Origin of the sequence: Alkalimonas mucilaginosa (assembly GCF_036327005.1) — a bacterium.
Classification (GTDB): domain Bacteria; phylum Pseudomonadota; class Gammaproteobacteria; order Enterobacterales; family Alteromonadaceae; genus Alkalimonas; species Alkalimonas mucilaginosa.
In genome coordinates this window covers 228,860-251,675 of the sequence record NZ_JAUGZK010000002.1, presented here as the reverse complement: position 1 = coordinate 251,675, position 22,816 = coordinate 228,860, and the positions used below count along the sequence as shown (strand labels likewise).

Annotated in this window: 34 protein-coding genes; 14 read left to right on the top strand and 20 right to left on the bottom strand. The window is 51.0% G+C overall.

What is annotated here, in order from left to right:
* Positions 1 to 33: 33 nt before the first annotated feature.
* The 4 genes from QWF21_RS03530 to dusA all read right to left on the bottom strand — a co-directional run bounded on the left by QWF21_RS03530 (position 34) and on the right by dusA (position 2,943).
* Positions 34 to 783: a TIGR04219 family outer membrane beta-barrel protein gene (locus QWF21_RS03530; RefSeq protein ID WP_330086657.1), complete on the bottom strand. Its 750-nt coding sequence runs from the start codon at positions 781 to 783 to the stop codon at positions 34 to 36.
* A 10-nt stretch (positions 784 to 793) separates the two neighbouring features.
* Complete coding sequence (locus tag QWF21_RS03525; protein ID WP_330086656.1) at positions 794 to 1,237, bottom strand: copper chaperone PCu(A)C; 444 nt, start codon at positions 1,235 to 1,237, stop codon at positions 794 to 796.
* A gap of 265 nt (positions 1,238 to 1,502) precedes the next feature.
* Positions 1,503 to 1,754: a hypothetical protein gene (locus QWF21_RS03520; RefSeq protein ID WP_330086655.1), complete on the bottom strand. Its 252-nt coding sequence runs from the start codon at positions 1,752 to 1,754 to the stop codon at positions 1,503 to 1,505.
* Between the two features lie 217 nt (positions 1,755 to 1,971).
* A complete protein-coding gene (gene dusA / locus QWF21_RS03515; RefSeq protein ID WP_330086654.1) occupies positions 1,972 to 2,943 on the bottom strand; it encodes a tRNA dihydrouridine(20/20a) synthase DusA in 972 nt (323 codons plus the stop codon).
* 191 nt (positions 2,944 to 3,134) lie between these two features.
* Here dusA and QWF21_RS03510 point away from each other — a divergent pair, with 191 nt between their 5' ends.
* From QWF21_RS03510 to QWF21_RS03490, 5 genes are all read left to right on the top strand, one after another.
* Complete coding sequence (locus QWF21_RS03510; RefSeq protein WP_330086653.1) at positions 3,135 to 3,380, top strand: hypothetical protein; 246 nt, start codon at positions 3,135 to 3,137, stop codon at positions 3,378 to 3,380.
* A gap of 14 nt (positions 3,381 to 3,394) precedes the next feature.
* Positions 3,395 to 3,883 (top strand): hypothetical protein, encoded by a 489-nt coding sequence (locus QWF21_RS03505; protein WP_330086652.1) that lies wholly within the window; start codon positions 3,395 to 3,397, stop codon positions 3,881 to 3,883.
* Positions 3,877 to 4,206: a hypothetical protein gene (locus QWF21_RS03500; RefSeq protein WP_330086651.1), complete on the top strand. Its 330-nt coding sequence runs from the start codon at positions 3,877 to 3,879 to the stop codon at positions 4,204 to 4,206. The genes QWF21_RS03505 and QWF21_RS03500 overlap by 7 nt, the downstream gene beginning before the upstream one ends.
* Positions 4,207 to 4,406: 200 nt before the next feature.
* Positions 4,407 to 4,847, top strand: a complete 441-nt coding sequence (locus QWF21_RS03495; RefSeq protein WP_330086650.1) for a transcriptional repressor — start codon at positions 4,407 to 4,409, stop codon at positions 4,845 to 4,847.
* 105 nt (positions 4,848 to 4,952) lie between these two features.
* Positions 4,953 to 5,426, top strand: a complete 474-nt coding sequence (locus QWF21_RS03490) for a chemotaxis protein CheX (RefSeq protein ID WP_330086649.1) — start codon at positions 4,953 to 4,955, stop codon at positions 5,424 to 5,426.
* On the opposite strand, the gene alr is transcribed toward QWF21_RS03490, so the two are convergent.
* The 10 genes from alr to QWF21_RS03440 all read right to left on the bottom strand — a co-directional run bounded on the left by alr (position 5,423) and on the right by QWF21_RS03440 (position 12,526).
* The gene (alr, locus tag QWF21_RS03485) at positions 5,423 to 6,505 is read right to left on the bottom strand and encodes an alanine racemase (RefSeq protein WP_330086648.1); all 1,083 of its coding nucleotides are present in this window, start codon (positions 6,503 to 6,505) and stop codon (positions 5,423 to 5,425) included. The two genes, QWF21_RS03490 and alr, sit on opposite strands and share 4 nt — an antisense overlap.
* Before the next feature lie 2 nt (positions 6,506 to 6,507).
* Entirely contained in the window at positions 6,508 to 7,890 is a 1,383-nt protein-coding gene (dnaB, locus tag QWF21_RS03480; protein WP_330086647.1) for a replicative DNA helicase, read from the bottom strand.
* A 131-nt stretch (positions 7,891 to 8,021) separates the two neighbouring features.
* Positions 8,022 to 8,474 carry a 50S ribosomal protein L9 gene (gene rplI, locus QWF21_RS03475; protein ID WP_330086646.1) on the bottom strand — a complete coding sequence of 151 codons (453 nt, stop codon included), beginning with the start codon at positions 8,472 to 8,474 and terminating at the stop codon, positions 8,022 to 8,024.
* Positions 8,475 to 8,510: 36 nt separating this feature from the next.
* The gene (gene rpsR, locus QWF21_RS03470; RefSeq protein WP_091343326.1) at positions 8,511 to 8,738 is read right to left on the bottom strand and encodes a 30S ribosomal protein S18; all 228 of its coding nucleotides are present in this window, start codon (positions 8,736 to 8,738) and stop codon (positions 8,511 to 8,513) included.
* Positions 8,739 to 8,749: 11 nt separating this feature from the next.
* A complete protein-coding gene (gene priB, locus QWF21_RS03465) occupies positions 8,750 to 9,052 on the bottom strand; it encodes a primosomal replication protein N (protein ID WP_330086645.1) in 303 nt (100 codons plus the stop codon).
* A 6-nt stretch (positions 9,053 to 9,058) separates the two neighbouring features.
* Entirely contained in the window at positions 9,059 to 9,439 is a 381-nt protein-coding gene (rpsF, locus tag QWF21_RS03460) for a 30S ribosomal protein S6 (RefSeq protein ID WP_091343369.1), read from the bottom strand.
* Positions 9,440 to 9,586: 147 nt separating this feature from the next.
* Positions 9,587 to 10,324, bottom strand: coding sequence for a 23S rRNA (guanosine(2251)-2'-O)-methyltransferase RlmB (gene rlmB, locus QWF21_RS03455; RefSeq protein WP_330086644.1), 738 nt, complete (start codon positions 10,322 to 10,324; stop codon positions 9,587 to 9,589).
* The gene (locus QWF21_RS03450; RefSeq protein ID WP_330086643.1) at positions 10,314 to 10,937 is read right to left on the bottom strand and encodes a YjaG family protein; all 624 of its coding nucleotides are present in this window, start codon (positions 10,935 to 10,937) and stop codon (positions 10,314 to 10,316) included. Before QWF21_RS03450 ends, rlmB begins: the two co-directional genes overlap by 11 nt.
* Positions 10,924 to 11,244, bottom strand: coding sequence for a putative signal transducing protein (locus QWF21_RS03445; protein ID WP_330086642.1), 321 nt, complete (start codon positions 11,242 to 11,244; stop codon positions 10,924 to 10,926). Before QWF21_RS03445 ends, QWF21_RS03450 begins: the two co-directional genes overlap by 14 nt.
* Positions 11,245 to 11,257: 13 nt before the next feature.
* Positions 11,258 to 12,526: a coiled-coil domain-containing protein gene (locus tag QWF21_RS03440; RefSeq protein ID WP_330086641.1), complete on the bottom strand. Its 1,269-nt coding sequence runs from the start codon at positions 12,524 to 12,526 to the stop codon at positions 11,258 to 11,260.
* Positions 12,527 to 12,670: 144 nt separating this feature from the next.
* Here QWF21_RS03440 and QWF21_RS03435 point away from each other — a divergent pair, with 144 nt between their 5' ends.
* The gene (locus QWF21_RS03435; protein WP_330086640.1) at positions 12,671 to 13,066 is read left to right on the top strand and encodes a DUF2721 domain-containing protein; all 396 of its coding nucleotides are present in this window, start codon (positions 12,671 to 12,673) and stop codon (positions 13,064 to 13,066) included.
* Here QWF21_RS03435 and QWF21_RS03430 read toward each other — a convergent pair.
* Positions 13,063 to 13,650 carry a DUF3833 family protein gene (locus tag QWF21_RS03430; RefSeq protein ID WP_330086639.1) on the bottom strand — a complete coding sequence of 196 codons (588 nt, stop codon included), beginning with the start codon at positions 13,648 to 13,650 and terminating at the stop codon, positions 13,063 to 13,065. The two genes, QWF21_RS03435 and QWF21_RS03430, sit on opposite strands and share 4 nt — an antisense overlap.
* A 154-nt stretch (positions 13,651 to 13,804) precedes the next feature.
* On the opposite strand from QWF21_RS03430, the gene QWF21_RS03425 reads away from it, so the two are divergent.
* Complete coding sequence (locus tag QWF21_RS03425) at positions 13,805 to 14,431, top strand: 2OG-Fe(II) oxygenase (RefSeq protein WP_330086638.1); 627 nt, start codon at positions 13,805 to 13,807, stop codon at positions 14,429 to 14,431.
* Positions 14,432 to 14,444: 13 nt separating this feature from the next.
* Here the strand turns inward: QWF21_RS03425 and ubiA are convergent, their stop codons facing one another.
* Positions 14,445 to 15,317 carry a 4-hydroxybenzoate octaprenyltransferase gene (ubiA, locus tag QWF21_RS03420; RefSeq protein WP_330086637.1) on the bottom strand — a complete coding sequence of 291 codons (873 nt, stop codon included), beginning with the start codon at positions 15,315 to 15,317 and terminating at the stop codon, positions 14,445 to 14,447.
* On the bottom strand, positions 15,314 to 15,844 hold the full coding sequence (locus tag QWF21_RS03415; RefSeq protein WP_330086636.1) for a chorismate--pyruvate lyase family protein: 531 nt from the start codon (positions 15,842 to 15,844) through the stop codon (positions 15,314 to 15,316). The genes ubiA and QWF21_RS03415 overlap by 4 nt, the downstream gene beginning before the upstream one ends.
* A 163-nt stretch (positions 15,845 to 16,007) precedes the next feature.
* Here QWF21_RS03415 and QWF21_RS03410 point away from each other — a divergent pair, with 163 nt between their 5' ends.
* Positions 16,008 to 16,418, top strand: a complete 411-nt coding sequence (locus tag QWF21_RS03410; protein WP_330086635.1) for a flagellar basal body-associated protein FliL — start codon at positions 16,008 to 16,010, stop codon at positions 16,416 to 16,418.
* A gap of 24 nt (positions 16,419 to 16,442) precedes the next feature.
* Here QWF21_RS03410 and glpG read toward each other — a convergent pair whose 3' ends face one another.
* Together glpG and glpE are read right to left on the bottom strand one after the other, a co-directional pair.
* Positions 16,443 to 17,279 carry a rhomboid family intramembrane serine protease GlpG gene (glpG, locus tag QWF21_RS03405; RefSeq protein ID WP_330086634.1) on the bottom strand — a complete coding sequence of 279 codons (837 nt, stop codon included), beginning with the start codon at positions 17,277 to 17,279 and terminating at the stop codon, positions 16,443 to 16,445.
* Positions 17,272 to 17,595, bottom strand: a complete 324-nt coding sequence (gene glpE, locus QWF21_RS03400; protein ID WP_330086633.1) for a thiosulfate sulfurtransferase GlpE — start codon at positions 17,593 to 17,595, stop codon at positions 17,272 to 17,274. Before glpE ends, glpG begins: the two co-directional genes overlap by 8 nt.
* A 191-nt stretch (positions 17,596 to 17,786) precedes the next feature.
* Here glpE and QWF21_RS03395 point away from each other — a divergent pair, with 191 nt between their 5' ends.
* The 6 genes from QWF21_RS03395 (at position 17,787) to ppiC (ending at position 22,194) form a co-directional block, all read left to right on the top strand.
* Entirely contained in the window at positions 17,787 to 18,377 is a 591-nt protein-coding gene (locus tag QWF21_RS03395; protein WP_330086632.1) for a LemA family protein, read from the top strand.
* Positions 18,378 to 18,383: 6 nt separating this feature from the next.
* A complete protein-coding gene (locus QWF21_RS03390; protein WP_330086631.1) occupies positions 18,384 to 20,246 on the top strand; it encodes a M48 family metallopeptidase in 1,863 nt (620 codons plus the stop codon).
* 93 nt (positions 20,247 to 20,339) lie between these two features.
* A complete protein-coding gene (locus QWF21_RS03385; RefSeq protein ID WP_330086630.1) occupies positions 20,340 to 20,804 on the top strand; it encodes a hypothetical protein in 465 nt (154 codons plus the stop codon).
* Positions 20,805 to 20,880: 76 nt separating this feature from the next.
* Positions 20,881 to 21,756, top strand: coding sequence for an HDOD domain-containing protein (locus tag QWF21_RS03380; RefSeq protein WP_330086629.1), 876 nt, complete (start codon positions 20,881 to 20,883; stop codon positions 21,754 to 21,756).
* Positions 21,757 to 21,761: 5 nt separating this feature from the next.
* Positions 21,762 to 21,923: a DUF2256 domain-containing protein gene (locus tag QWF21_RS03375; RefSeq protein WP_330086628.1), complete on the top strand. Its 162-nt coding sequence runs from the start codon at positions 21,762 to 21,764 to the stop codon at positions 21,921 to 21,923.
* Positions 21,916 to 22,194 (top strand): peptidylprolyl isomerase PpiC, encoded by a 279-nt coding sequence (gene ppiC, locus QWF21_RS03370; RefSeq protein ID WP_330086627.1) that lies wholly within the window; start codon positions 21,916 to 21,918, stop codon positions 22,192 to 22,194. The genes QWF21_RS03375 and ppiC overlap by 8 nt, the downstream gene beginning before the upstream one ends.
* Here ppiC and QWF21_RS03365 read toward each other — a convergent pair.
* A complete protein-coding gene (locus QWF21_RS03365; protein ID WP_330086626.1) occupies positions 22,191 to 22,778 on the bottom strand; it encodes a hypothetical protein in 588 nt (195 codons plus the stop codon). The two genes, ppiC and QWF21_RS03365, sit on opposite strands and share 4 nt — an antisense overlap.
* Positions 22,779 to 22,816 lie beyond the last annotated feature (38 nt).

Below are 22,816 nucleotides of genomic sequence, written 5' to 3'. Positions count from 1 at the left end.
CTCTACCCATGACAATACCGCTTTATCCGGCTCTTAAAAGTTGACGGCAAAGCCGACAAAAACCCCCGAGTAATCCATATTGGTCGACACTCCCTGCATATTATCCAGCTCCACCTTGCTGGAACGGTACCCCAAGCGAACACCAGCATCCATCAGCATCATATCGACCAACTGAAATGCCAGGCCAGCCGAAATATCACGCACCTGATGCCGGCCGGAGGTCACACCATTTGCCTCAGCAAACAGCTGCCAACCAGTACCCGGCAAGGTAAGACGTGCAGCCGTATAAAGCATAGGGATACTGCCCTTGATCGACTGCTCACCGCTAAGCCCAGCCTGATTATGTGCTTTAGCATCACCATGAACACGCTTAACCATAGCCCCAAAATCCAGCTCAAACAAACTGTTATCCAGTAGCTCGTAGTACAAGATCGCATCCAGGTGTGATACATCCAGTGTTGAATTCAGCTGAGATCCTACCGCAAAGCTTTGCCCGCCCAGCGCATAGGTTTGTGCCAACTCTGCTCTACCTGAGTGCTTCAGGTTTTGGTAACGAACCGCCAGATTTGGCAACAAAGGAATAGGATGTTCCAGCGCCATGCCCAGGCTGAGTTGGTTTTTACTACGAAAATCAAAGGGGCTGCTGGCCCCGGTTTGCCCAAAAGAACCATCAGCACTGGCTTGCCAGCTATCCAGCTGTACTTTAACGGCAAAAAAATCGGCATAGGCTGGTGCGCTCAGTAGCGCAGGAAGCAGTATAAACATCGCATGTTTTGCTTTCATCAAGAGTCCCTTAACGACGTGGTGGTAACACTAATCTGGCATCAACCTGTAATTGAGTGCCATCATCGAACTGCAGTTGCAATGTCACCAATTCATTTTCTTCCAGGGATGTTGTCGGTTCGAACAACATTAAATGCAAGCCCCCGGGTTGTAATACGGTCTCCCCCGCTGCCGCGATATCAATTGCATCCACCTGAACCATTCGCATCATGCCATCTACGTGGGTATGGGTATGGAGTTCGATCCGGTTAAAAGCATCCGACTGCACTGCGACCAGCTGCCGCATTTGGGTGCTGTTATTACGTAGGGTCAGGTAGCCAGCCGTGACTGTCCGGCCAGGCATAGGTACCCGCACCAGAACATCATCCGCCTCAATAGAAACAGGCTGCGTTGCAATGGCTGGATGTAGTAAAAGAAGTAAACAGCTGAGGAATAACAAACCTAGTACTTTCATAGCACCCTCTTTATTATGAAATACAGAGGACTACAGCATATCCTTTCTGTTGCCGGGGTACTAGTCTTCGCACAACACAAGCGAAGAAAAAGTCAGAACACTAGCATGCATTAGAAGCCTAAGTTGGCACTACCGGTTAAGCCCGTACTGCAATTGTGGGCTTAACCTTCCGCCTTGGGTAGTAACCAGGAGCATACAGCAACCAGTGGCAGCATGCTCACTACCGGTATTAATAGCAACAAGAGCAACTCGTCAATAAATAGCATTATTCAGCAGCCTCTTGCTTGTTTGTTTCGGACGACAACTCTACTTTTTCTGCAACTTGTGGAGCGGCCTGCTCAATCATTTGCTGCAAACTCTGTTTGACTGAGCGACTTAGCTGCTCTTGCAACTCTACCGCTTGTTTTTGCAGTAAATCTGTCATCAACTGACTGATATTGATCTCATTGGCTTGGGCCGGTACAAAAGCAGTGGCACAAAAAACAACAGCGGCAGTTAGCATCATTTTGGGGTTCATGGTCGTTCTCCTTGATTGTTTGGTCACTATGACAATCAAGGTATTTCAAGCGCTGTGCCAAGTTTTGGATACTGATATTTATCCATAAAAATCAATCCATTACAATCGACCATGACTTTTTTACTGATGATGAACCAGTTGCACTATTCATGATTAGCGAATATGACCACTGAATTAGTCAAATTCACCACAGAATGGGAAGAATGTAACAGCCCGCTCAACGGCGCACTTGTGCCAATGCGGATAACAGCAATTCAGGTCCCGATTCTGGCAAGTGACCTCGCTCCGATAAAGTACGTCGCCACTGCCTGGCACCAGGCACGCCCTGAAATAGCCCTAACATATGGCGGGCAATCTGCCAAAAACGAGCCCCCTGCTGCATGTGCTGTTCAATGTAAGGAATCATCTGCTCCACCACCTCAAAGGGCGTTTTAACAAAAGCAGCCTCACCATAGAGCTGTTCATCAACCTGACTGAGCAGCCAGGGGTTGGTGTAGACCTCACGGCCCACCATCACGCCATCCAAATCAGTCAGTTGCTGCTGGCAAGCCTCGATGCTTTTTAGGCCGCCATTGAGCGAAAAGCTTAAATGCGGGTAGTCCCGCTTTAATTGATGCACCCGAGGGTAATCGAGCGGTGGGATCTCGCGGTTTTCTTTCGGGCTTAAGCCTTTTAACCAGGCTTTGCGGGCATGAATAATAAAATGTTCGCAACCAGCCGCTGCACATTGTTCTATCAGGGTAGTTAAAAACTCGTAGCTGTCCTGCTCGTCAATACCAATACGGGTTTTTACCGTCACCGGAATATCGGCCCGCAGCTTCATTTCTGCTACACAAGACGCTACCAGCTCCGGACGCGCCATCAGACAAGCGCCAAACATGCCGTTTTGAACACGATCCGATGGGCAACCAACATTGATATTGACCTCATCGTAGCCACGCTCGGCAGCCATTCTGGCACAGTGCGCCATATCCGCAGGGTCCGAGCCGCCCAGTTGCAACACCAGTGGGTGTTCCTGCTCGTTGTAAGCCAGATAATCGCCTTTGCCATGAATAATAGCGCCCGTAGTGACCATTTCGGTGTAAAGTACCGCCCGCTGCGACAACAAGCGGTGAAAATAGCGGCAATGCCGGTCTGTCCAATCTAACATCGGGGCAATGGAAAAGGTGTGATCAATGGCGGTAGTCAAAACAATCTCTCAGACAACAACACAGCTGACTATTTTACCACTGAACGGCGCACTGAAGCGAGTACACCAAAGCACCAGCATGACGAAAACATGCTGCGCAGGAAAATATCAGATTTTTATCGGAACCAATTTACCCGGTACTGGTGTACAGTAGTGCTGTTGTCATGTTCTAACCAAGCTACGGAGTATTTATGGAGATCAGTAATAACCCGTCGTTACAGACGCTGCAAAACCCGACTAACAGCACCAAAGTAGAAACACAACAGAATGCTGCCGTCATCCAACAACAGCCTGCAACCCAGAGCGATAGAGTGACCTTGTCTGCAGAAGCGCTGCAAAAGCTGTCTGCAGAAGCCAAAAGTACTGATTCAGGTGGTCAGCAAGCACAACCACTTGGACACGGCTGGGGTAATGAACCACCCGCGAAAAGCGGATAACTTAAGGAGAATACATGGGGTCTTTTATCACTGGTGCAGCCAGCTATTTTTGGCTATTTTGTGTGATTTCATTGATATTAGCCATGTTTTTAACTGCTGGAAAGTCATCACGATTCACACTACTGATCTGGGTTATAGCAGTTCTAGTTATGGATAAATTAGCCCCTATGATTTTGCAGATGTCAGATCAATACTTGGCCAGAAACTTGTGGTATCTGACTTGGATTGTGATTGATACTATAGCATTAGCTGTGATTGTAATTACCCATTCATCTAATAAGTGGGTGGTCGAACCCTTAACTAAATACATTGCGCTGTGCATGGTTGCTTCAGCTTCATTACAAGCAGCACGTTATTTTGATCGTATTATCTTCCAGACCGATCTGCTTGCTAGTATTTACAAATATGGAGTTCCAGCCATCAATATTGCGGTTGTGCTGGCAGTTGGGCTTTGGATTTTCTCATTGCTATCTTATAAAATTAAGGAAGCTTATCAATGTTAGCACTTATTGTTTCAACAACAATTATGTGCAGTGTGACTGCCTGTTTTTACCTTTATCGGCAACTTAGCTGCAAACAAGCAATTCTCTCAACAATAGAAATGGATGTCGCGCAGGCCATGCTACCCAGATCGCATAAGCTCTGCGAACGGGCCTGTGAAATTGATATCATCCCAGATGTGACTGCTCGTACTCAGGCCGACGAACAGTTTCGCGATGATGTCCACCAATACATGGCAGACTTTGAAGAAGAAGTAGCGGCACGTTTAAAAGGTAACGCTAACCTAGCCATCAAGTCCTATGGTGGTATTCGCATCAACCCATAATAAAGCTAAGGGGGCTCTGGCCCCTGCTGCTTTTCACAATCAGACAATACCTCAGCCGTTTAAACCATCACTGCTCATAACTGCTTGTATACCTGGCAGCTTAACCCTTTGCTTTTAACCCTGCACTTTGTCATGAAATTGCCAGATGCAACTTTAGCCCACTATGTTAAACTGAATGAAGTAATCTACAGGAGCCTGTAATGTCGGTTGAAGTTCTGGTTGATAAAGCGCGTTTGGTCTGCATGCAAAAAGGCAGTCGTTTTACAGCTATCCGCGAGAAAGTATTTCGTCTGTTGGCAAAAACAGAAAGCGGTGTTGGCGCCTATGAGCTGCTGGAAGAGCTAAAACAAACCGAGCCGGGAGCTAAACCAGCCACCATCTACCGGGCACTGGACTTCCTGACTGAGCAGGGCTTTATTCACAAGATTGAATCCAGCAATGCGTTTATGCTGTGCCAGCATTTTGATCATCAACACCCGGCGCAATTGCTGATTTGCGAGCAGTGTGGCCATGTCACTGAACTGCACTCGCACAGCCTGGATCACGCTTTTACCGAGCAAGCTGCTAAAGAAGGCTTTCGTATCCGCCGACAAACGATAGAAGCACACGGTATTTGTCATCGTTGCCAGGCAAACCATTAGTCCTGTATTCCCGTATACGGAAACTTGTGTATTGGCTAAACTCTATTACGCTTAATCAGTAACTTGTTGTGAATTATCTAAATTAACCAGACAGGCCTATTTTCCATGAATGTTGAATTCGTTAATCCTTTTCTATCGTCCCTGGTCAATGTGCTGGGCACCATGGCCAACACTAAAATAGTCCCAGGCCAACCACGGCTTAAAAAAGATGAAGTGGCGCGGGGTGATGTTTCCGGTCTCATTGGTATGGTTGGTAATGAAACCAAAGGCTCTTTTTCTATTACCTTTGAAGAGTCACTGGCATTGGAGATTATGTTCCGCATGCTTGGCGAGCGGCCAGCAAAAATCAACGAAGAAGTGACCGATATGGTGGGCGAAATCACCAATATGGTGACAGGTGGTGCCAAACGGATCCTGGGTGAGAAAGGCTATGAGTTTTCGATGGCCACACCGGTGGTGGTTTCAGGCCGTGAACACACCATTACCCATAAATGCGATGGCCCCAAAATTTTAATGCCCTTTACTTCTGATTTTGGCAAGGTACATATTGAAGTCAGCTTCGATAATATGGGCGGTTAATTACCGCCCATATAACTAAAATCTACCCTTGGGGTGATATTGCACAGCAACTCATAAGGAATGGTCCCGACCAGGGCCGCAATTTCCTCCACCGGCAAGCCCTGCCCCCACAGCACCACCTGCTCACCAGGCCTGATCATGACATCGCCGATATCGACAGTGAGCATATCCATTGAGACCCGCCCAACCACCGGAAAGCGACGGCCTTGCATTAGCACAGGAGTACCATTGGGTACGTTACGCGGATAACCATCGCCATAGCCTATCGCCACCACAGCCAGCCGGGTTGCTTGCTGCGCCTGCCAGGCCGAGCCATAGCCAACGGTTTCACCAGCCGCCACATCGCGCACGGCAATCACCCGGCTACACAGCGTCATCACCGGCTGCAAGTCATGTTCAGCGCCTTGCTTGCCCAGCAAAGGCGACACGCCGTACAGCATCAGCCCAGGGCGAACCCAGTCGCCATGGCTGTGCGGCCAACCAAGCACTGCAGCAGAGTTTGCCAGTGAGACCTCTCCACTGAGTCCCTGTGTCCAATGGTGAAAACGCTGCAGCTGCTCTGTGGTATCCGGACAGGCCAGATCATCTGCACAGGCAAAGTGCGACATCAGCCGGATACCAGGTGAGCAGTTCGGGCTTTGTGATAAGAGCTGATGCGCAGCCTGGTAGTGTTCTGGCGGCAAGCCTAGCCGGTGCATGCCGGTATCCATTTTCAGCCAGACCCGGATCGGTGCATCCAGTTCGGCGGCCAGAATGGCGTCGATTTGCTCTTGCTGGTGCACCACCACCTGCAAATTGCTGGCAACGATTTGTGGCAACTCGTCGGCATCAAAAAATCCTTCCAGCAGCACAATGGGTTTCACAATACCACCGGCCCGAAGCGCCAGCGCTTCATCAAGCCGGGCCACACCAAAAGCATCGGCCTGTTGCAACTGCTCAGCAACGTTGAGCATGCCATGGCCATAAGCATTGGCTTTTAGCACCGCCAATACCTTGCAGCCTGAAGCAACCTCACGCACCCGCGCCAGGTTGTGTTTTAACGCCGATACATCAATCCGAGCGACCGGTTTACGCAGCATGCTTAATCCTCGTCGAAGCGGTAACTGCCGGCATAGTTATCAAAGCGGGAATACTGGCCGTGGAAAGTGAGCCGCACCCGGCCAATAGGCCCGTTTCGCTGCTTACCGATAATAATTTCGGCCGAGCCTTTATCTGCACTGTCTTCGTTGTACACCTCATCCCGGTATATAAACATAATGAGGTCGGCATCCTGCTCAATAGAGCCGGACTCCCGTAAATCCGAGTTCACCGGCCGTTTATCCGCCCGTTGCTCAAGACTTCGGTTCAACTGGGATAACGCCACCACCGGAACTTTCAGCTCTTTGGCCAGCGCTTTTAGGGAGCGGGAAATTTCGGCAATCTCCAGAGTCCGGTTTTCACTTAGCCCTGGTACCGTCATCAATTGCAGGTAGTCGACCATGATCATGCTCAGACCACCATGCTCGCGCGCCACCCGCCGGGCACGGGAGCGCACTTCGGTCGGTGTCAGGCCGGATGCATCGTCGATGTACATCTTGCCTTTGGTGTTCAGCAGTTCAATGGCTGAGGACAGCCGTGCCCAGTCTTCATCTTCCAGTTGACCGGTTCGAATGCGGGTTTGGTTTATACGGCCTACCGAGGCCAGCATCCGCATCATAATTTGTTCAGAGGGCATCTCCAGGCTGAAAATCAATACCGGCTTATCGCTGGTGATGGCCGCATGCTCACACAGGTTCATTGCAAAGGTGGTTTTTCCCATCGATGGACGGGCTGCAACGATGATGAGATCAGATGGCTGTAAGCCACTGGTCATTTTATCCAGGTCGACGTAGCCGGTCGACACCCCGGTCACCCCATCGTGTGGCTTACTGAACAGCTCATCAATTTTCTCAATGGTTTTACTAAGAATATCGTGGATCGGCTCAGGCCCTTCGTTGGCATTGGCCCGCTGCTCGGCAATTTTAAACACCCGGGTTTCGGCAAAATCCAGCAATTCGGCGCTGGTACGTCCCTGGGGATCATAGCCGGCATCGGCAATATCGTGCGCCACGCCTATCATGTCACGGATCACCGCCCGCTCACGCACGATGTCGGCGTAGGCCAGGATATTGGCAGCACTGGGCGTATTTTTGGCGATTTCGCCCAAATAAGCAAAGCCGCCAACATCGTCCAGTTGCTGATTTTGTTCCAGTGCCTGCGACACTGTAATCAGGTCCATCGGCTGGTTTTGTTCGGCCAGCTTGGTTAAGGCATTAAAGATCATCCGGTGTGCACGCAGGTAGAAATCCTGCTCCACCACTTTTTCCGCCACCCGATCCCAGGCTTCGTTATCCAGCATCAGACCACCCAGCACCGACTGCTCGGCTTCGATGGAGTGAGGTGGCATTTTTATCGCAGCAACCTGCTTATCTTTTTGCTTTTGCATAATTCCAAAATACGATGAAGTGACCTTGCCATCCTACCCCGAGGTGCAGCGAATAAAAAGCAAGGCAGGAAAAATTAGCCATAAAAAAAGGCAGCCCCGAAGAGACTGCCTGTTTTTTCAAACCAGACGGCTTAGGCTTCAGCAACAACAACCAGTTTCACGGTTGCAGTGACTTCAGCATGCAGCTGCAGGTCGATGTCGAACTCGCCAGTCTCGCGCAGCGTGCCGTGTGGCAGCTTCACTTCAGACTTAGCAACCGCTACACCAGCTTCGGTGATAGCGTCAGCGATATCGCGGGTACCGATAGAGCCGAACAGCTTGCCTTCATCACCGGCTTTCGAAGCGATGGTCACTTCTTCCAGCGCAGCAATTTGCTCAGCACGCTTTTGCGCAGCGGCCAGACCTTCAGCCAATTTGGCTTCCAGCTCTGCACGACGCAGTTCGAATTTTTCGATGTTAGCTTTGTTTGCAGGAACAGCTTTACCCTGTGGGAACAGGAAGTTACGTGCGTAACCGGCTTTCACTGCGACCTGGTCACCCAGACTACCCAGGTTAGCGACCTTGTCTAATAGAATAATGTTCATTGGGATACCTCTTCAGTATTCGGTTAAACCAGGCGATTAGCTGTGTGAATCGCTGTAAGGCAGCAAAGACAGGTAGCGAGCGCGCTTAATAGCACGAGCCAGCTGACGTTGATACTTCGCACTGGTACCCGTAATACGGCTGGGTACAATTTTGCCACTTTCAGTGACGTAGTTTTTCAGAGTAGCGATATCTTTGTAATCGATCTCTTTAACGCCTTCTGCAGAAAAACGGCAGAATTTACGGCGACGAAAATAACGTGACATAACACGATCTCCTAACGAATTTGTTCAATGTGTTGGGCATGCAACACCAGTTTAGCCTGGCCGTTGCGCTGCTGATGCCGGTTTAAAAAGCCCTGCACCCGCACCATATCTCCCAACAATAAATGCTGAGTTTGTTGTACCAAATCCCCACTGCAGACCACCTGAAGGCGAACATAGCATTGGCGATTTAATCCGGCTTCCTGTTGTTGGCTGCGATGCTCTAGCACCAGGCTCAACTGCGGGATACCGGCCGGACTTTCACTGCGCGCAGGCTGACGGCAAATTTGCCCAGCACACACCAGCAAATTGTCCATGACCCCTTACTCTTCTGACGCTGCAGCCTGATGCTCAGAATCACGAGGAGCACGCTCACGGCGCTCTTCACGAACCTTAGCCATTGGTGACGGCTCAACCACGGCACCATTGGTACGCATGATCATGTTACGCAGCACAGCATCGTTGAAACGGAACGTTGTTTCCAGATCGTCGATCACGTTCTGTGGAGCTTCCACATTCATCAGCACGTAATGCGCTTTGTGCAGTTTTTCGATTGGGTAAGCCAGTTGACGGCGGCCCCAGTCTTCCAAACGGTGAACAGTACCACCAGCTTCAGTGATAGAGCCAGTGTAACGCTCGATCATGCCAGGGACTTGCTCGCTCTGATCCGGGTGGACCATAAAAATAATTTCGTAATGACGCATTGCAGCTCCTTACGGTTAATTAGCCTCGATCAGGCTCGGCCGGACCTGCATGGAGGCAAGGAACATTGGTGTTGGCCGAAGGGCGCGAATTATAGCGGGGAATGCCATCAAACACAAGTACAAGACCTGTGCTGATGACGGAATCAACTACGACAATAGGCGCTGCCGCACTGCTTCAAACAAGCAAATGCCAGCGGCTACCGACACATTCAGACTGGAGACACTGCCATGCATCGGGATTTTCACCAGCGCATCGCAGGTTTCGCGGGTTAAACGACGTAGTCCATCGCCTTCTGCACCCAGCACAATAGCCAACGGACCAGTCAGTTCAGTCTGGTACAGGGTTTGCTCGGTTTCACCGGCAGTACCAATCACCCAAACACCGGCTTCCTGCAGTTGGCGCAGGGCTCGGGCCAGGTTGGTCACCGCAATAAAGGGCACAGTTTCTGCTGCCCCACAGGCCACTTTGCGCACTACGGGGGTGAGTTTAACCGAGCGATCTTTGGGCACCACCACGGCATGCACGCCAGCAGCATCGGCGCTGCGTAGAATAGCGCCTAAATTGTGCGGGTCCGTGACACCATCCAGCACCAGCAACAAAGGAGCCGCTTGTTGCTCAACAATGGCCATTAAATCAGCATCGCTGCCAGCCTGCGCCAACCGCACTTTGGCGACAATGCCCTGATGCTGGCCCTGCACCAGGTTATCGAGCGTTTTGCGGTGACAAAACTGCACCGCAATACCCTGCTGGCGCAGCTGCTGCACCAGCGGATGCATCCGTTTATCATCCCGCTCTTTGCTGACAAAGACTTCCAGCACATCCTGAGGAGAGCGCTCTACGATGGCTTGCACAGCGTGCAATCCAAAGACAAAATCATTGCTCATCGCTGCCATCCTCAACAGTTAATTCCATCCCCAGGTTGCTGACGCCTTGCTCGGCAACCCAAAGCTTCAGCTTTTTTACCTGCTCCCAATCAAACTGACGAATTTCAGACACCCAATCAATCAATTCTGCCAGGCACTCCATTTCGTACTGCATCAAGGGGTGTTTGCGGACATGTTGCTTCAACTCAGCTTCACTGGTGATATCCAGCTCAGCCGATTCATGCTCGATCAGTCGGGCAACTGAAGCCTGGGAAATTTTCGCCACATTGATAATATCGGCACTGTCACGTTGCTCTATACCAGTCAACAAGGTTTCCAGCGCTGTAGCGGTATCCACTGCCGGATAAACGCCAAAACAATCGTAGTGATTCACTTCCGGGATCACCTCGGCCAACTCATCTGTTAGGCGAGCAAAATTAATCTTGGCTTTTTTAACGGCCAGCCATTCCCAGACCAAGTCCAGGCTATGACGAACCAATGTGCTATTGCCAAAGTTCATCAGCTCGGCAAACAGCTGGTAATTGGGCAGCATTCGCTCCATCAGCGTAGCCGCAACTGCTACTTGCTGGTACAAACCAAGCTCCCGCAAGCGTTGAAAATTATTTGCTTTCATCTTTATCCCGACCACAGGCCCAACATAACTCGAACCCTGCAGCATTGTCTTCCCCGCACGGGCAGCACCAATCTGCGCCACCCGATTGCCGGGTTTGCTGCAAGATCTGTTGCGCCTGTGCAACATGACGTGGCGCCACCCACAATCCAACCTGAACATCGGTAGGTGCAAGCTCTCCGACGGCACCGAGCAACAGCTGCCCCTGATAATGCGCTGCTATTTGATAGCTGGCTAATAAACCAACCAGCAGAGCCGCCTCAAACTCGGAGGCGGCATGATACACCAGTTGCCAATCGGGCTCACGCATCCACCGGCCTTTTTTAAGTGCTTTGTTGCAATTGTTTCTGCGCGTACTCGAACTTCAATTTGTACTCTATCAGTTGCTCTTGCAGCGCGTTCAATTGCTCTTGCTGGTTTTGCTGGCTGTGTTCTAATTCCTGACGCAACTCCCGAATGGTTTCGCGCGAATTGTCTGCCTGCTCCAATTGTTTCTGTTCATGCACTTCCAGCCGTTTCTGCGTATGCAGTAGTTGCTCTTTGGTTTTATCAAAGCGTTGCTGCAACTCTTGTTGCTGGAGCAAATGCTGCTGCATCTGTTGCTGCAGCTGGTCATTGTGCTGTTCTAACCTTTGTCGCTGTTGCTGGCTGGCCTGAAGTTCGGGCTGCAATGCTGTCAACTGCTGTTGCAACTGCAGCTTTTCTGCAGCGACTTGCTCAGCCTGTTCCGTCGCTTGCTGGTGTTGTAACTGAAGCTGGTCATATTGCTTCTTCAGGTCTTGCAACTCCTGTTGCACTTTTGCCAGCGCCTGCAGCTTTTCTTTTTGCGCTTCCGCTTGCGCATCTTGCTGTGTCTGCAACTCCGCATAGGCCTTACGCAACTGCTCAAACTGCTGTGTCATTTCAGCCAGTGCCTGCTCAACCGGAGCCTGTTTATTCTGAAGTTGTTGTAGCTCGGACTGAGTTTGTTGCAGCAGCCTAGTGTGCCGTTCCTGCTCTGATTTCAGCGCTTTTTCCTGGTCAGCCGATGCTTGCTCTGCCTGCTGCCGCAGTTTTTTTTCTTCCGCCAGTTGCTGACGTAAAGCTTTTACATCCTCTTTGCTGTGTTGCAGTTGCGCTTGCTCTGCCACTTGCTGATGTTTAAATTCATCCAACTGCTTTTTTAGCTGCTGTTCCTGGCTAATGCTGTGCTGCCGGGCTTCAAACGCCTGCTGCAATTCCTTTAACTGCTGCTCAAGCTGCTTTTTTTGCTGAATAGCCTGATCCAGTTGCTGTTGGGATTTCTTGAGTGTTTCCAGTTGGGCCGGATCCTCGGGGATGGCCATATCCAACTGCTGCCTGGCCTGTTGCCAATCTTTAAACAGCTTCTGATAGGCCTGCTCCTGCTCAATAAGGCGCTGTTGCCATTGCTTCTGACTGCTTTGCTTTAATTGGTCGCTGAGCCGCTGCAACTGCTGTCGCTGCTGCTGCACCAACTGAGCTGAAAAATCTGCCAGTAGCTTGCTTAAGTCTGTCTCCATGGTACCAAGCAAAGTTTCAAGTTGCGTATCTGGCTGGACTGCAGGTGCTTGTTGCTTTTGTTTTATTGCCATATTCAAACCAAGATGCCTTCTTTACTACACAAAAAAACTCTGTTGCTGGTCGGCCAGACAGAGCGATCGCATTGCGTTAAAATTCGACTAAGTGTAATCCTTTCAGGCAAAATATGCGAATCTGCCAACAGAGAGTATTCAGCGATGACTTTGACGACACCAGCACTACTTTTTCCGGCCATTTCGCTCTTATTGCTGGCTTACACCAACCGCTTTTTAGTCTTAGCACAACTGATCCGGGAGCTGAATGAGCGGGAAGGAGAGCAAGTACGCAAGTTGGTGGTTCGACAGATTGCCAATCTAAAAAAACGCATTGTGCTTATACGCTCAATGCAAGCTTACGGTGTGCTTAGCTTTTTGCTCTGTACCTTGTCGATGTTCTTTCTGTTTCTGCAGTGGGAGCTGGCCGGTCAGCTTAGCTTTGCAGCCAGTTTAGTTGCTTTACTTCTTAGCCTCGCCTTATCTTTGTATGAAATTCAGATTTCCTGCGATGCGATCAACATTGAGCTGGAGTCGATGCAAGACAGAAAAGAGCATTAAACCGCAGCGGCCTCGGCCAGTTGTTCAAGCTGTAAACGTAAGTCAGTACAGTCAGCATTCACATCCAGTTGCTGCAATGAAAGTGTCAGATCGGCTACTTTAAAGCCGAATTTATGCAAGCTGGTGCGGTTAATGATCTGCTGCGGTGTCACCAGATACATCCAGTCCCGTACCTGCACATCCATGGTATCCCCCTGGTATGGGATCTGCAGCCTATATTCCCAATACAATGAGTTGCCGGCCAGTTGACCCGAGGCCTCCCCTACCACATCATGCGCCCGGCCACTGACCCGTCCATCGGCATGCAGCTGCAACTGCCAATGCCTGTAATCAACCCGGCCATCACTGAAATAGAACACTTCGTACAAATCTCCGCGGTTTTGCTGCCAGACACCGCACAAATCGGCATGAAAACGTAAAGTCTGACGACCACGCCAATCCTGCAACACACCATAGGCACGGCCAGAGCCCTGGAAAAACTGCTCCAACCGTAACTCGGGCAACTCTGCCCGATAGTCCAGCACCGACCGGCTACAAGCAGACAACAACGTCAATGACAGTAGCACACACCCTAGTCGCTTCATCCTATTCTCCTCTGTATCCCCTATCCCCCTTGATACGATAAGGAAGCAACTTTGGCTCAATCAGTGATTTTTTTTATCCTCAGAACAAGTTTTCTTTGTTAGACAGCCCTGAACTAGCACAGTATAAGAGCGCATCCAGTTGAAGGAGCGCATTATGCTGCCGGCAGAACCCCTGTTACAGACGCAACCTGACTTGCCAGAACAAGATCCGGCCTGGCTGCATCACTTCGAGCAAGAAGGCTGGGTGCTGCTACCCAACTATTTGGCCCCAGAGCTAGCTCAGGCGTTGCTGCAGGAAGTGCAACAACAAACCGAGCTTACTCCTGCAGCCATAGGCCGGGGCCAACAACGGCAGCATGCCAGTGATATCCGGCGCGATAAAACCAGTTGGTTGAATGGGAACAGCGTGGCACAGCAGCGTTATATGCTGGAACTTAATAGCATTCAGACCCTTCTAAACCGGCATTTTTTCCTTGGGTTAACTGGTTACGAATGCCATTTTGCCCATTATCAAGCAGGTGACTTTTACCGCACCCATCTGGATGCCTTTAACCAACAAGCCAGCCGACGGGTGACCAGTGTCTGTTACCTGAATGATGTTGAGGCCGGAGGAGAGCTGGTGCTGTACAATGAACAACACACAGCCTTGATGCAGCTACCACCGCGCCAGGGGAGCTTAGTGCTGTTTGAAAGCTGTCGCTTTCCACACGAAGTATTACCCACCAGGCAGGATCGCTACAGTATTGCGGGCTGGTTTCGCTGTGATCGCATGCCTCTTTAAACAGGCTCTGCAATTAAGCCAGCAGCAGTAAATCCGCGACGATGCCAACAAAGACCACCAGACCTACGTAATGATTGTGTAAAAAGGCCTGAAAACACCGAGCGCGGCTTTGTCTTGCCAGCTTTAATTGGTAGGCAAACAGTGGCAGGCACAGCAATAAAGCCAGCTGATACAGCCAGCCAAGGCCCGCCAACTGACCGACATACCACAGCAACGCCAGAGTTGCCCCCTGCAACAACAAAATGGCGCTGAAGCCATGGCGGCCAAAAAGGATGGCTGTCGACTTGATCCCCACCTGCTCATCATCCGGCTGATCCACCATCGCATAATAAGTATCGTAGGCCACAGTCCAGCATAAATTTGCCAGATAAAGCCACCAGACCTGTGCCGGTAACTGCAACTGAATCGCCATAAAAGCCATCGGCATACCCCAGCTAAAAGCAGCACCCAGCACCAGCTGCGGCAAGTGGGTATAGCGCTTCATAAAGGGATAAAGTGAAGCAAGGACAACGGCACCAAGAGATAACAGGGCTGTTTGCCAATTTAGAAACAACAACAAGGTTGCAGCCAGCAGCAACAGTACAATAAAGAGTTGCAGGGCTTCAGCAGAGGTGACCTTGCCAGCTGCCAGCGGCCGGAGCCGGGTACGCGTGACCGCACCATCGAAGTTTCGATCGGCGTAATCATTGATCACACAACCGGCCGACCGCATCAGCACCACCCCAAGGGTAAACACCAACCACAGCGACAACGGCGGCATTCCCTCGGCTGCCAGCCAAAGCGCCCACCAGGTAGGCCACAGCAGCAAATAAATGCCAATAGGTTTATCCAGCCGCATCAGCTGTCGGTAGTAAGGCCAGTTGGTACGGCGTAATTGCCAGCTCATAAGCGGTAAATCCCCGGCAAAAAAGCCTCCACCACTTGCAAAGGATACTCCGCCAGCCGAAACACCGAACGTCGTGCCCATATCCTTGCTTCCGGGCATGCCACCCCAAGGGCCAACTGACGGCTATCAAGCTTAGCCAACTGAATGGGGCCACGGGTAATGGCCGGATGACGGAAAATAAACTCACCCAGCGGCTGCTCTCCCAGCTGCGCCAGGGGTTCAATCGCCGCCAGTGTCGATGCCGGCAACCAGCTTTGTGCATAAATCATCGGTTGCTCATCACAAAGTAGCATCACTTCCCGCAGTATCGCAGTCCCTGTACAGGACAGCTCCTTATGCAACAATGACGGCAGTGCCAGCTGCTGCTCACTCAGTAATTGCAAGCGAAACAGATGGCAACGACTTTTCAACCGGGCCGTCAATGAGTCGGTTTCCAGCAACCAGGAGCTTTGCTCTGTTGACAGCTCCTCAGTCTGAGGGAGCTGCCAGTTGGCATGCAATAAATAGTTCGCAGTGGGTATTGGCATAGCACTCGTATCGTCATAAAAGCCGGCGCATGATACCAAGTTCATACTCAGATTTCAGTAATTCTGCATCTTGCCGATAGACGATAGAACAGAAACTGCTATGATCTGAGCAACAGCGACATCAGACCGGACTCTGGTCTGTTTCATCGGGGATGAGAAACTTATGAAGTACACCGCACTTTTTCTGGCCAGCTTACTGCTCTCATGCACCCTATACACAGCGCCAGCTCAGGCACAACGTGGTGAGCAGGATATTGTCTATTATGGTTTCGATCCAGACATAGTCACCAACTATGTCACCTCTGGTCGCCGCTCACTGGGCTATATCCGGGTTACCATCGAGCTGATGGTGGCGGATCGCAGCCACCTGGCGGATATTGAACACCACGAGCCGCTGATCCTGAATACCATTATCCGGATTTTTAACCAGCAGCACGAAGACAAAATCAAATCCCTGACCGGCCGCGAAGAAATTCGCCAAACCATCCTGCAGGAGTTGCAAGTTGTGCTAAAGCGCGAAACCGGCAAAGACATGCTGCATGATTTGCTCTTTACCAAGTACTTGTATCAGTAACCGCTGGTTAGATAGCAGCCCGAACTACTCAGGCCGGGCTGCTTTATGACGCAACAACCAGGCCCAGCCACAACCAGCCAGCAAGCCGCCCAGGTGTGCCCAGTTGGCCATTGATACCCAGAGTACATCCAGAAAACCAAGCAACATCCAAATCAGCATAAAAGCCACCATGCCCTTTTCCAGATACAACCCCTGTGCCGGGTTCAAGCGGCCTGCCCACCAGAAATAGCCAAACAGCGCATAAACGACACCAGACAAACCGCCAAAATGTGGCCCAACCAACAGATATTCCGCCACATTAGCAATCAAGGCACTGCTAAGGGCCAGCGAAACCAATTGCCCAGTCCCTAAACGGCGTTCAAACTGCCCAGCCAGCAGCCACCACCACATCAAATTAAACACCAGGTGCGTTAGTGAAAAGTGCAGCAAGGCCGGACTGAACCAGCGCCAGCTTTCCTGCACATTAATGGCAGCAAACTGTACAAAAATCCCTAAAGCTGCAGATGCCTGTTGTGGTGCAACTTGCTGCCAGCCATACACCAGCAGAGCCAGCAATAAAACCAGTACGGTAAAAGGTCCACTGACGTCTTTAAACTGCAAGCCAGACCACAACTGCCCCCCGCCAAAACCAGACACCGTTTGGCTGCGCTGCCAGGCAGCTGCATCATAACGGGGGTGGCCAGGATTATGTAAAAACTCTTGCAAAGCCTGGTTTACCGGTTGCAACTGGCTTTCATCCACATAAATAGCCGCCCGCTGTGCATCTTCCACAACTGCCTGCACCGACCAGCCTTGAGTCACACAATAATCAGCAAAAACTCTGGCCGCCTTTACTGAGTTCAGCTCACCCAGTTTAACCATGGCCGGATTGCACCGGATGATGCTGTTGCCACAACGCCATACCACCATCCATGCTATACACCTCGGCAAAGCCTTGCTGTGCCAGATACTGAGCCGCTCCCTGGCTGGAGTTACCGTGGTAACACACCACCACCACCGGCCTTGCAACCCCCACTTGTTGTATAAACTGCGGTAAACTAGCTGAGGTCAGGTGCCAGGCGCCTTCGATATGACCATTGCGGTAACTTTGCTCATCGCGGATATCGGCTATGCACACTTGCTTTTGTTGCAAACGTTCAGCCGTTTCCTCCACCGTGATATGTTTAAATTCAGACATACAAACTCCTGTTGCTGCTTGCATGCAGTATACCATGGCAAGTTCCATTCAGAGACAGCCGCATATTGACTAAAAACGCAGAATATCGTTTTTTTATCACTTTTTGGCTGGTAAGACTGGACAAAGGGTTAAAGGAAAGTTAACACTACACTCAGCAAAATTTTAGCTTTCGCTTTGGACGAGGACCCATCATGACATCTTTGATTGTATTTGCAGTCATCCTGATCCTGCTTTTCTTTGTGATCAGTATTTTTAATACCTTAGTTAAACTGAAAAACCGCTATCAGAATGCGTTTGCTCAAATAGAAGTGCAACTAAAGCGCCGCTACGATCTGATCCCAAATTTGGTTGAAACCGCCAAAGCCTACATGTCGCATGAGCGGGACACCTTAGAAGCAGTGATCAATGCCCGTAACGCCGCGGCGGCTGGCTTAAAAGTTGCCGCCAATAACCCAGGCGATGCCGCAGCCATGAGCCAACTGGCTGGAGCCGAATCCATGCTGCAAGGTGCCATGAGCCGTTTAAATGTGGTGATGGAAGCTTACCCGGATTTAAAAGCCAACCAAAACATGATGCAAGTCTCCGAAGAGCTAACCAGCACAGAAAACCGGGTTGCCTTTGCCCGGCAAGCATTCAATGACGCAGTTACCAGCTACAACAGCTACAAACAAAGCTTTCCGCAAGTGGTATTGGCACCCAGTTTTGGCCATGGCGTGGATGCCAAGCTGCTTGAGTTTGAAGACTCTCAGGCCATACAGGCTGCACCGAAAGTCAGCTTTTAAAACCAGATGGCCAGTAACTTTTTCAGCCAGCAAGATCTGGCCAGACGCAATACCCGCCTCTTGATTGCCCTCTTTACAGTGGCTGTGTTGTTATTGCTGATATTAACCAATCTGTTGGTAGCGCTGACGTTTGGTTTTGCCGATACTGAAGCCATCCAATCCGGCTTGCAGCGCGGCCTGTTTCAACCCGAGCTATTGCTATGGACCAGCCTAGTAGTGCTTGGTGCCATTGGCTGCGCGATGCTGTTCAAATGGATGCAGCTACGTAAGGGCGGCCGTGTGGTTGCCGAATCATTGGGCGGACAGCGGGTTGCACCCGATACCGCTGATCCCAGGCAGCGCCAACTCCTCAATGTGGTTGAAGAAATGGCGCTGGCGGCCAATCTGCCGGTTCCTACGGTGTATATTTTGCCGGAGAGAGGTATCAATGCTTTTGCAGCCGGCTACAGCCCGGCCGATGCCGTGATAGGTGTGACCCAAGGCTGCCTGGAACAATTAAGCCGCGATGAACTGCAAGGGGTGATTGCCCATGAGTTCAGCCATATTCTTAATGGCGATATGCGGATGAATATCAAAATGATTGCCGTGCTCAACGGCATTTTATTTGTTGGTCATGTTGGCTATCTGTTGCTACGCGGTAGCCGGGGTGCCCATATCGCCGCCCGCAGCAGCCGCAACAACAAAGGTGGTGGCGGAGCTGCCGCTATTTTGCTGCTTGGGTTAGGTTTTACCATTCTTGGCTATCTGGGCGCCTTCTTTGGCAACCTCATCAAGTCGGCAGTCAGCCGCCAACGTGAATACCTGGCAGATGCCTCTGCCGTCCAGTTTACCCGTAATCCAGCCGGCATTGCCGGAGCCCTGAAACAAATTGCAGCCAGCTCCCGAGGTACCAAAATTAGCAATCACAATGCGGATGAAAATAGCCACCTGTTCTTTGGTGAAGCTATCAGCCGCTGGGCCAGTATTTTTGCCACCCATCCGCCCCTCACCGATCGGATCAAGCGGCTGGAGCCCGGCTGGAATGGCAAGCTGCCCGTAGCACGCAGTGAAGATGCCAACCAGGTACAGCCTGCCCAGGAAAATGAAACAACAGATACCAGCAAAGCCAGCAGCCCAGGCCAACGTTTACTGGCCGCCTTACCTGTATTACTGCTGCAAAGTGCGCATCAACCATTGCAAGCCGAGCCGCTATTGCTGGCTTTACTTATCAGTGACGACGAAACCAGCCGTCAAAAGCAGTTGCTCTGTATTCGTGAGCAGGGCTCAGTTGCCCTGTTGCAGGATGTGGATCCTTTACTTAGCCAGATTGAGCCCTTAACCGAGCGGCAAAAGCTGATGCTGGCCCAGTTAAGTATTCCTAGCCTGAAAACCCTGACCAGCATTCGGTTTGAACGCTTTGAGCAATTGCTGACTCAGTTGATAGAAGCTGATGGTGAATTGCACCTGCTGGAATGGGCCATCGCACAATTGGTCGATCACATAGTCGCCAGTCAGTTCCGCAGCAGCGAGGTACTGCGCCACACCTCGGTCACCAGGTTTGCTGATATCACCCCGGCAGCGCTGCAGTTGCTCAGCCTGGTCGCCAATGCTACCAGTCAGGATAGTGCCGGCTGCCAGCAGAGCTTTCAGGCTGGCCTGGCCAGCTTGCAACTGCCAGCGGATACTGCGCAACCGGATAGCAGTTACCGGGCCGTCCAGGCTCAGCTGCCTAAACTGATGGCCGCCAGCCCTAAGGTAAAAGAGCAACTTTGGCAAGGGATACAGGCCTCTGCACTCTCAGATGGTCAATTATCGGAGCAGCAACAGGTGCAATTGTTAGCGCTATCCCTGTTGCTGGAAATCCCCTACCAGCCGGATCTGCCAAGCTAAGATGGCCGAGGATTCAGACAACACAGCAATTAGCACTTTAGCTCTGACGTTTCGTTCGGTACAATAGCGTTTTGTTTCTGTACAGGGGCATTGATGTCTGAGCGGCGCTTTTTTCTGGTTTACGATCCATCCTTTGACGACATGGATGCCGAAGGCTGCCCGGCCTATGGCTACGTCATGCTATTTAATGAGCAGGATGTGGCCAGTTATCAGAGTGGCGAAAATCCAGACTCAGCCGCAGTATCCATGCTATTCACCGACCATAAAGATGGCCAGATCAGTGCCGACTTACTGGGCTGGGCTCATCTGGAAGCCGACATTTTCCAGCAATTGCCGTTGGGGCACTTTCTTGGCTTGATGGAGCAGGCCGCTCAGGTGGCCATTCATGCCTATCGTCAGGTTGGCCAGGTACCAGAGCAGTTGGTAAGCAGCCAGGACAGCAACGATGAGTATTTGCAGTTCGAAGTGCACTTCAGTGGTGATGAACAAAATGACCCGGATGCAGAGTGGCAGCTAGCCCGCAGCCTTATTAGCGGCCGACCCTACCTCGATTCTTAAACAAGCTATATTGGCAAAGCCTCCGGACTTTGCTTTAATACTGGCAGCATTCCCTTTTAAGGTTGGAGAATTCAGGATGGTTCAGCCATTGGATATGAACGCCGTCGAACAGGCGCTGCAAGGCTTTACCATACCCCCTCAACCCGATGTATTGTTGCATATTCAGCAACTGATCCAACAACCAGAGCCAAATATTCAGCGGCTGGCTACTCTGATTAATATGGATATTGGCTTAGCTGGTTTTACCCTGAAGGTGGTCAATTCGGCTTATTTTGGCTTACGCAGCAAAATTACTTCCATAGAGCACGCTTGTAAGTTCCTTGGGTTAAACCGGGTTGTTAAATTGATACGCAGTGTTTTACTCCGTTTCACCCTGGAGCAGGGCCAGCAGAAAGATCCTTTCTCGCAAAAACTCTGGAGCAACGCCCTGCTGGTTGCCAACAGTGCTGCCAGCCTGGCCCGGCACCTGCAATGGCCACAGGAGTTGTGCGACGATTGCTACACGCTGGGTTTATTTCGTAATGCCGGTATTGCCCTGATTACGGCCCAGGCTCCAAACTACGCCGACTTAGTTAAAGTGGGCGTACTAGCCGGCCAGAGCTACAGCGAGGCCGAAGAACACCGCTTTCACACCTGCCATGAAATTTTGGGCTATTTGATTGCTCAATCCTGGGGGCTGCCCGCTGAGCTGTGCAATGTCATCGCTTATCACCATAGCCCGGCCTTGATTTTAGAATCGGACAACGAGTTGGAGCAACGGCTGTTTGCCATCTTGAAGCTGGCCGAGCATATGAGTGGCGAGAGCCGGGTATTGCTTGATATAAACCTGGACCCGGAGTGGGAGCAGTTTGCACCACCAATACTTGATGTATTGCAGCTGGAGCTGTTCCAACTTCCTGAACTAGCCGAAGTGCTGCGGCAAAATGAGCTAACGACCATCTACACAGGCTAAGCAGCATGGCCCATCAAAAGCTGCATTTGCCTGAAAAAATCTGCCCCGTCTGTCAGCGTACTTTTGCCTGGCGTAAAAAATGGCAACAGTGCTGGGATGAAGTAAAATACTGTTCTGAGCGCTGTCGCCGACAACGCAAATCGGTTGAGGAAAGACACCATGGCTAAAGCCTGTGCCCTGCATATTTTGGTCAAAACCAAAGCGGAAGCAGAAAAGCTGAAGCAACAACTGGCGAAAGGCGCCGATTTTGGCCTGCTTGCCAAGAAGCACTCACTCTGCCCTTCCGGCAAAAAGGGCGGGGATTTGGGCGAGTTCCGCCCGGGCCAGATGGTACGAGCTTTCGATGAGGTGGTATTTAAAAAAGCCGTGCTGGAAGTGCACGGCCCTGTCAAAACTCAGTTTGGCTTTCACTTAATTAAAACACTGTACCGCAGTTAGCCGTTGCTTTCGGCAAACCTGATAGCCGATTGCACGCAGGCCGGGTTGCCTTCTTCCAGCAAAGACTCGGCAAAAAACCATTCTTTAAAAACCTGCCATTGCTCATTAATCGGGCTTTGGCACTGGCCATTGGCCTGTTCACCAAAAATGTCATTGGAGCACTGTGGCGTATCTGGCAAAGCTCCGCGGTAGGCATAGGCATAGACCACCTGGCACTGCGGACTCACATAGGTTGTGAATACCACCAACCAGCCTTGCTGATAACGTACCACACTAAAACTGGGGATATTCTGGGCCACAGCTGTAGCAATAATCTCTGGTGCCTCAGCCTGTTCCAGCAGCACCAGCTCCCCTTCTTGCCGCTGACGGATTTGCAAGCGCTCACCTCGTCGCCAGGCGAAACCATCGAACACGGTTGCATCAGCAGCATCCGTTAAAGCATTCAGCCCACGCAAATCACGGCGAACCTCCTGGCGAATGGTCCGCTCAACCTGCTCTGCCTCCGTCAGCGACTGTATAGGCTCACAGGCGCTCATCAACAGCAACAACCCCATCCCCAGTAAAGCCTGGCTTCCTGATTTCATGCCTGTCCTTTATCCTTTCATGCACACAGTAGTGGCAT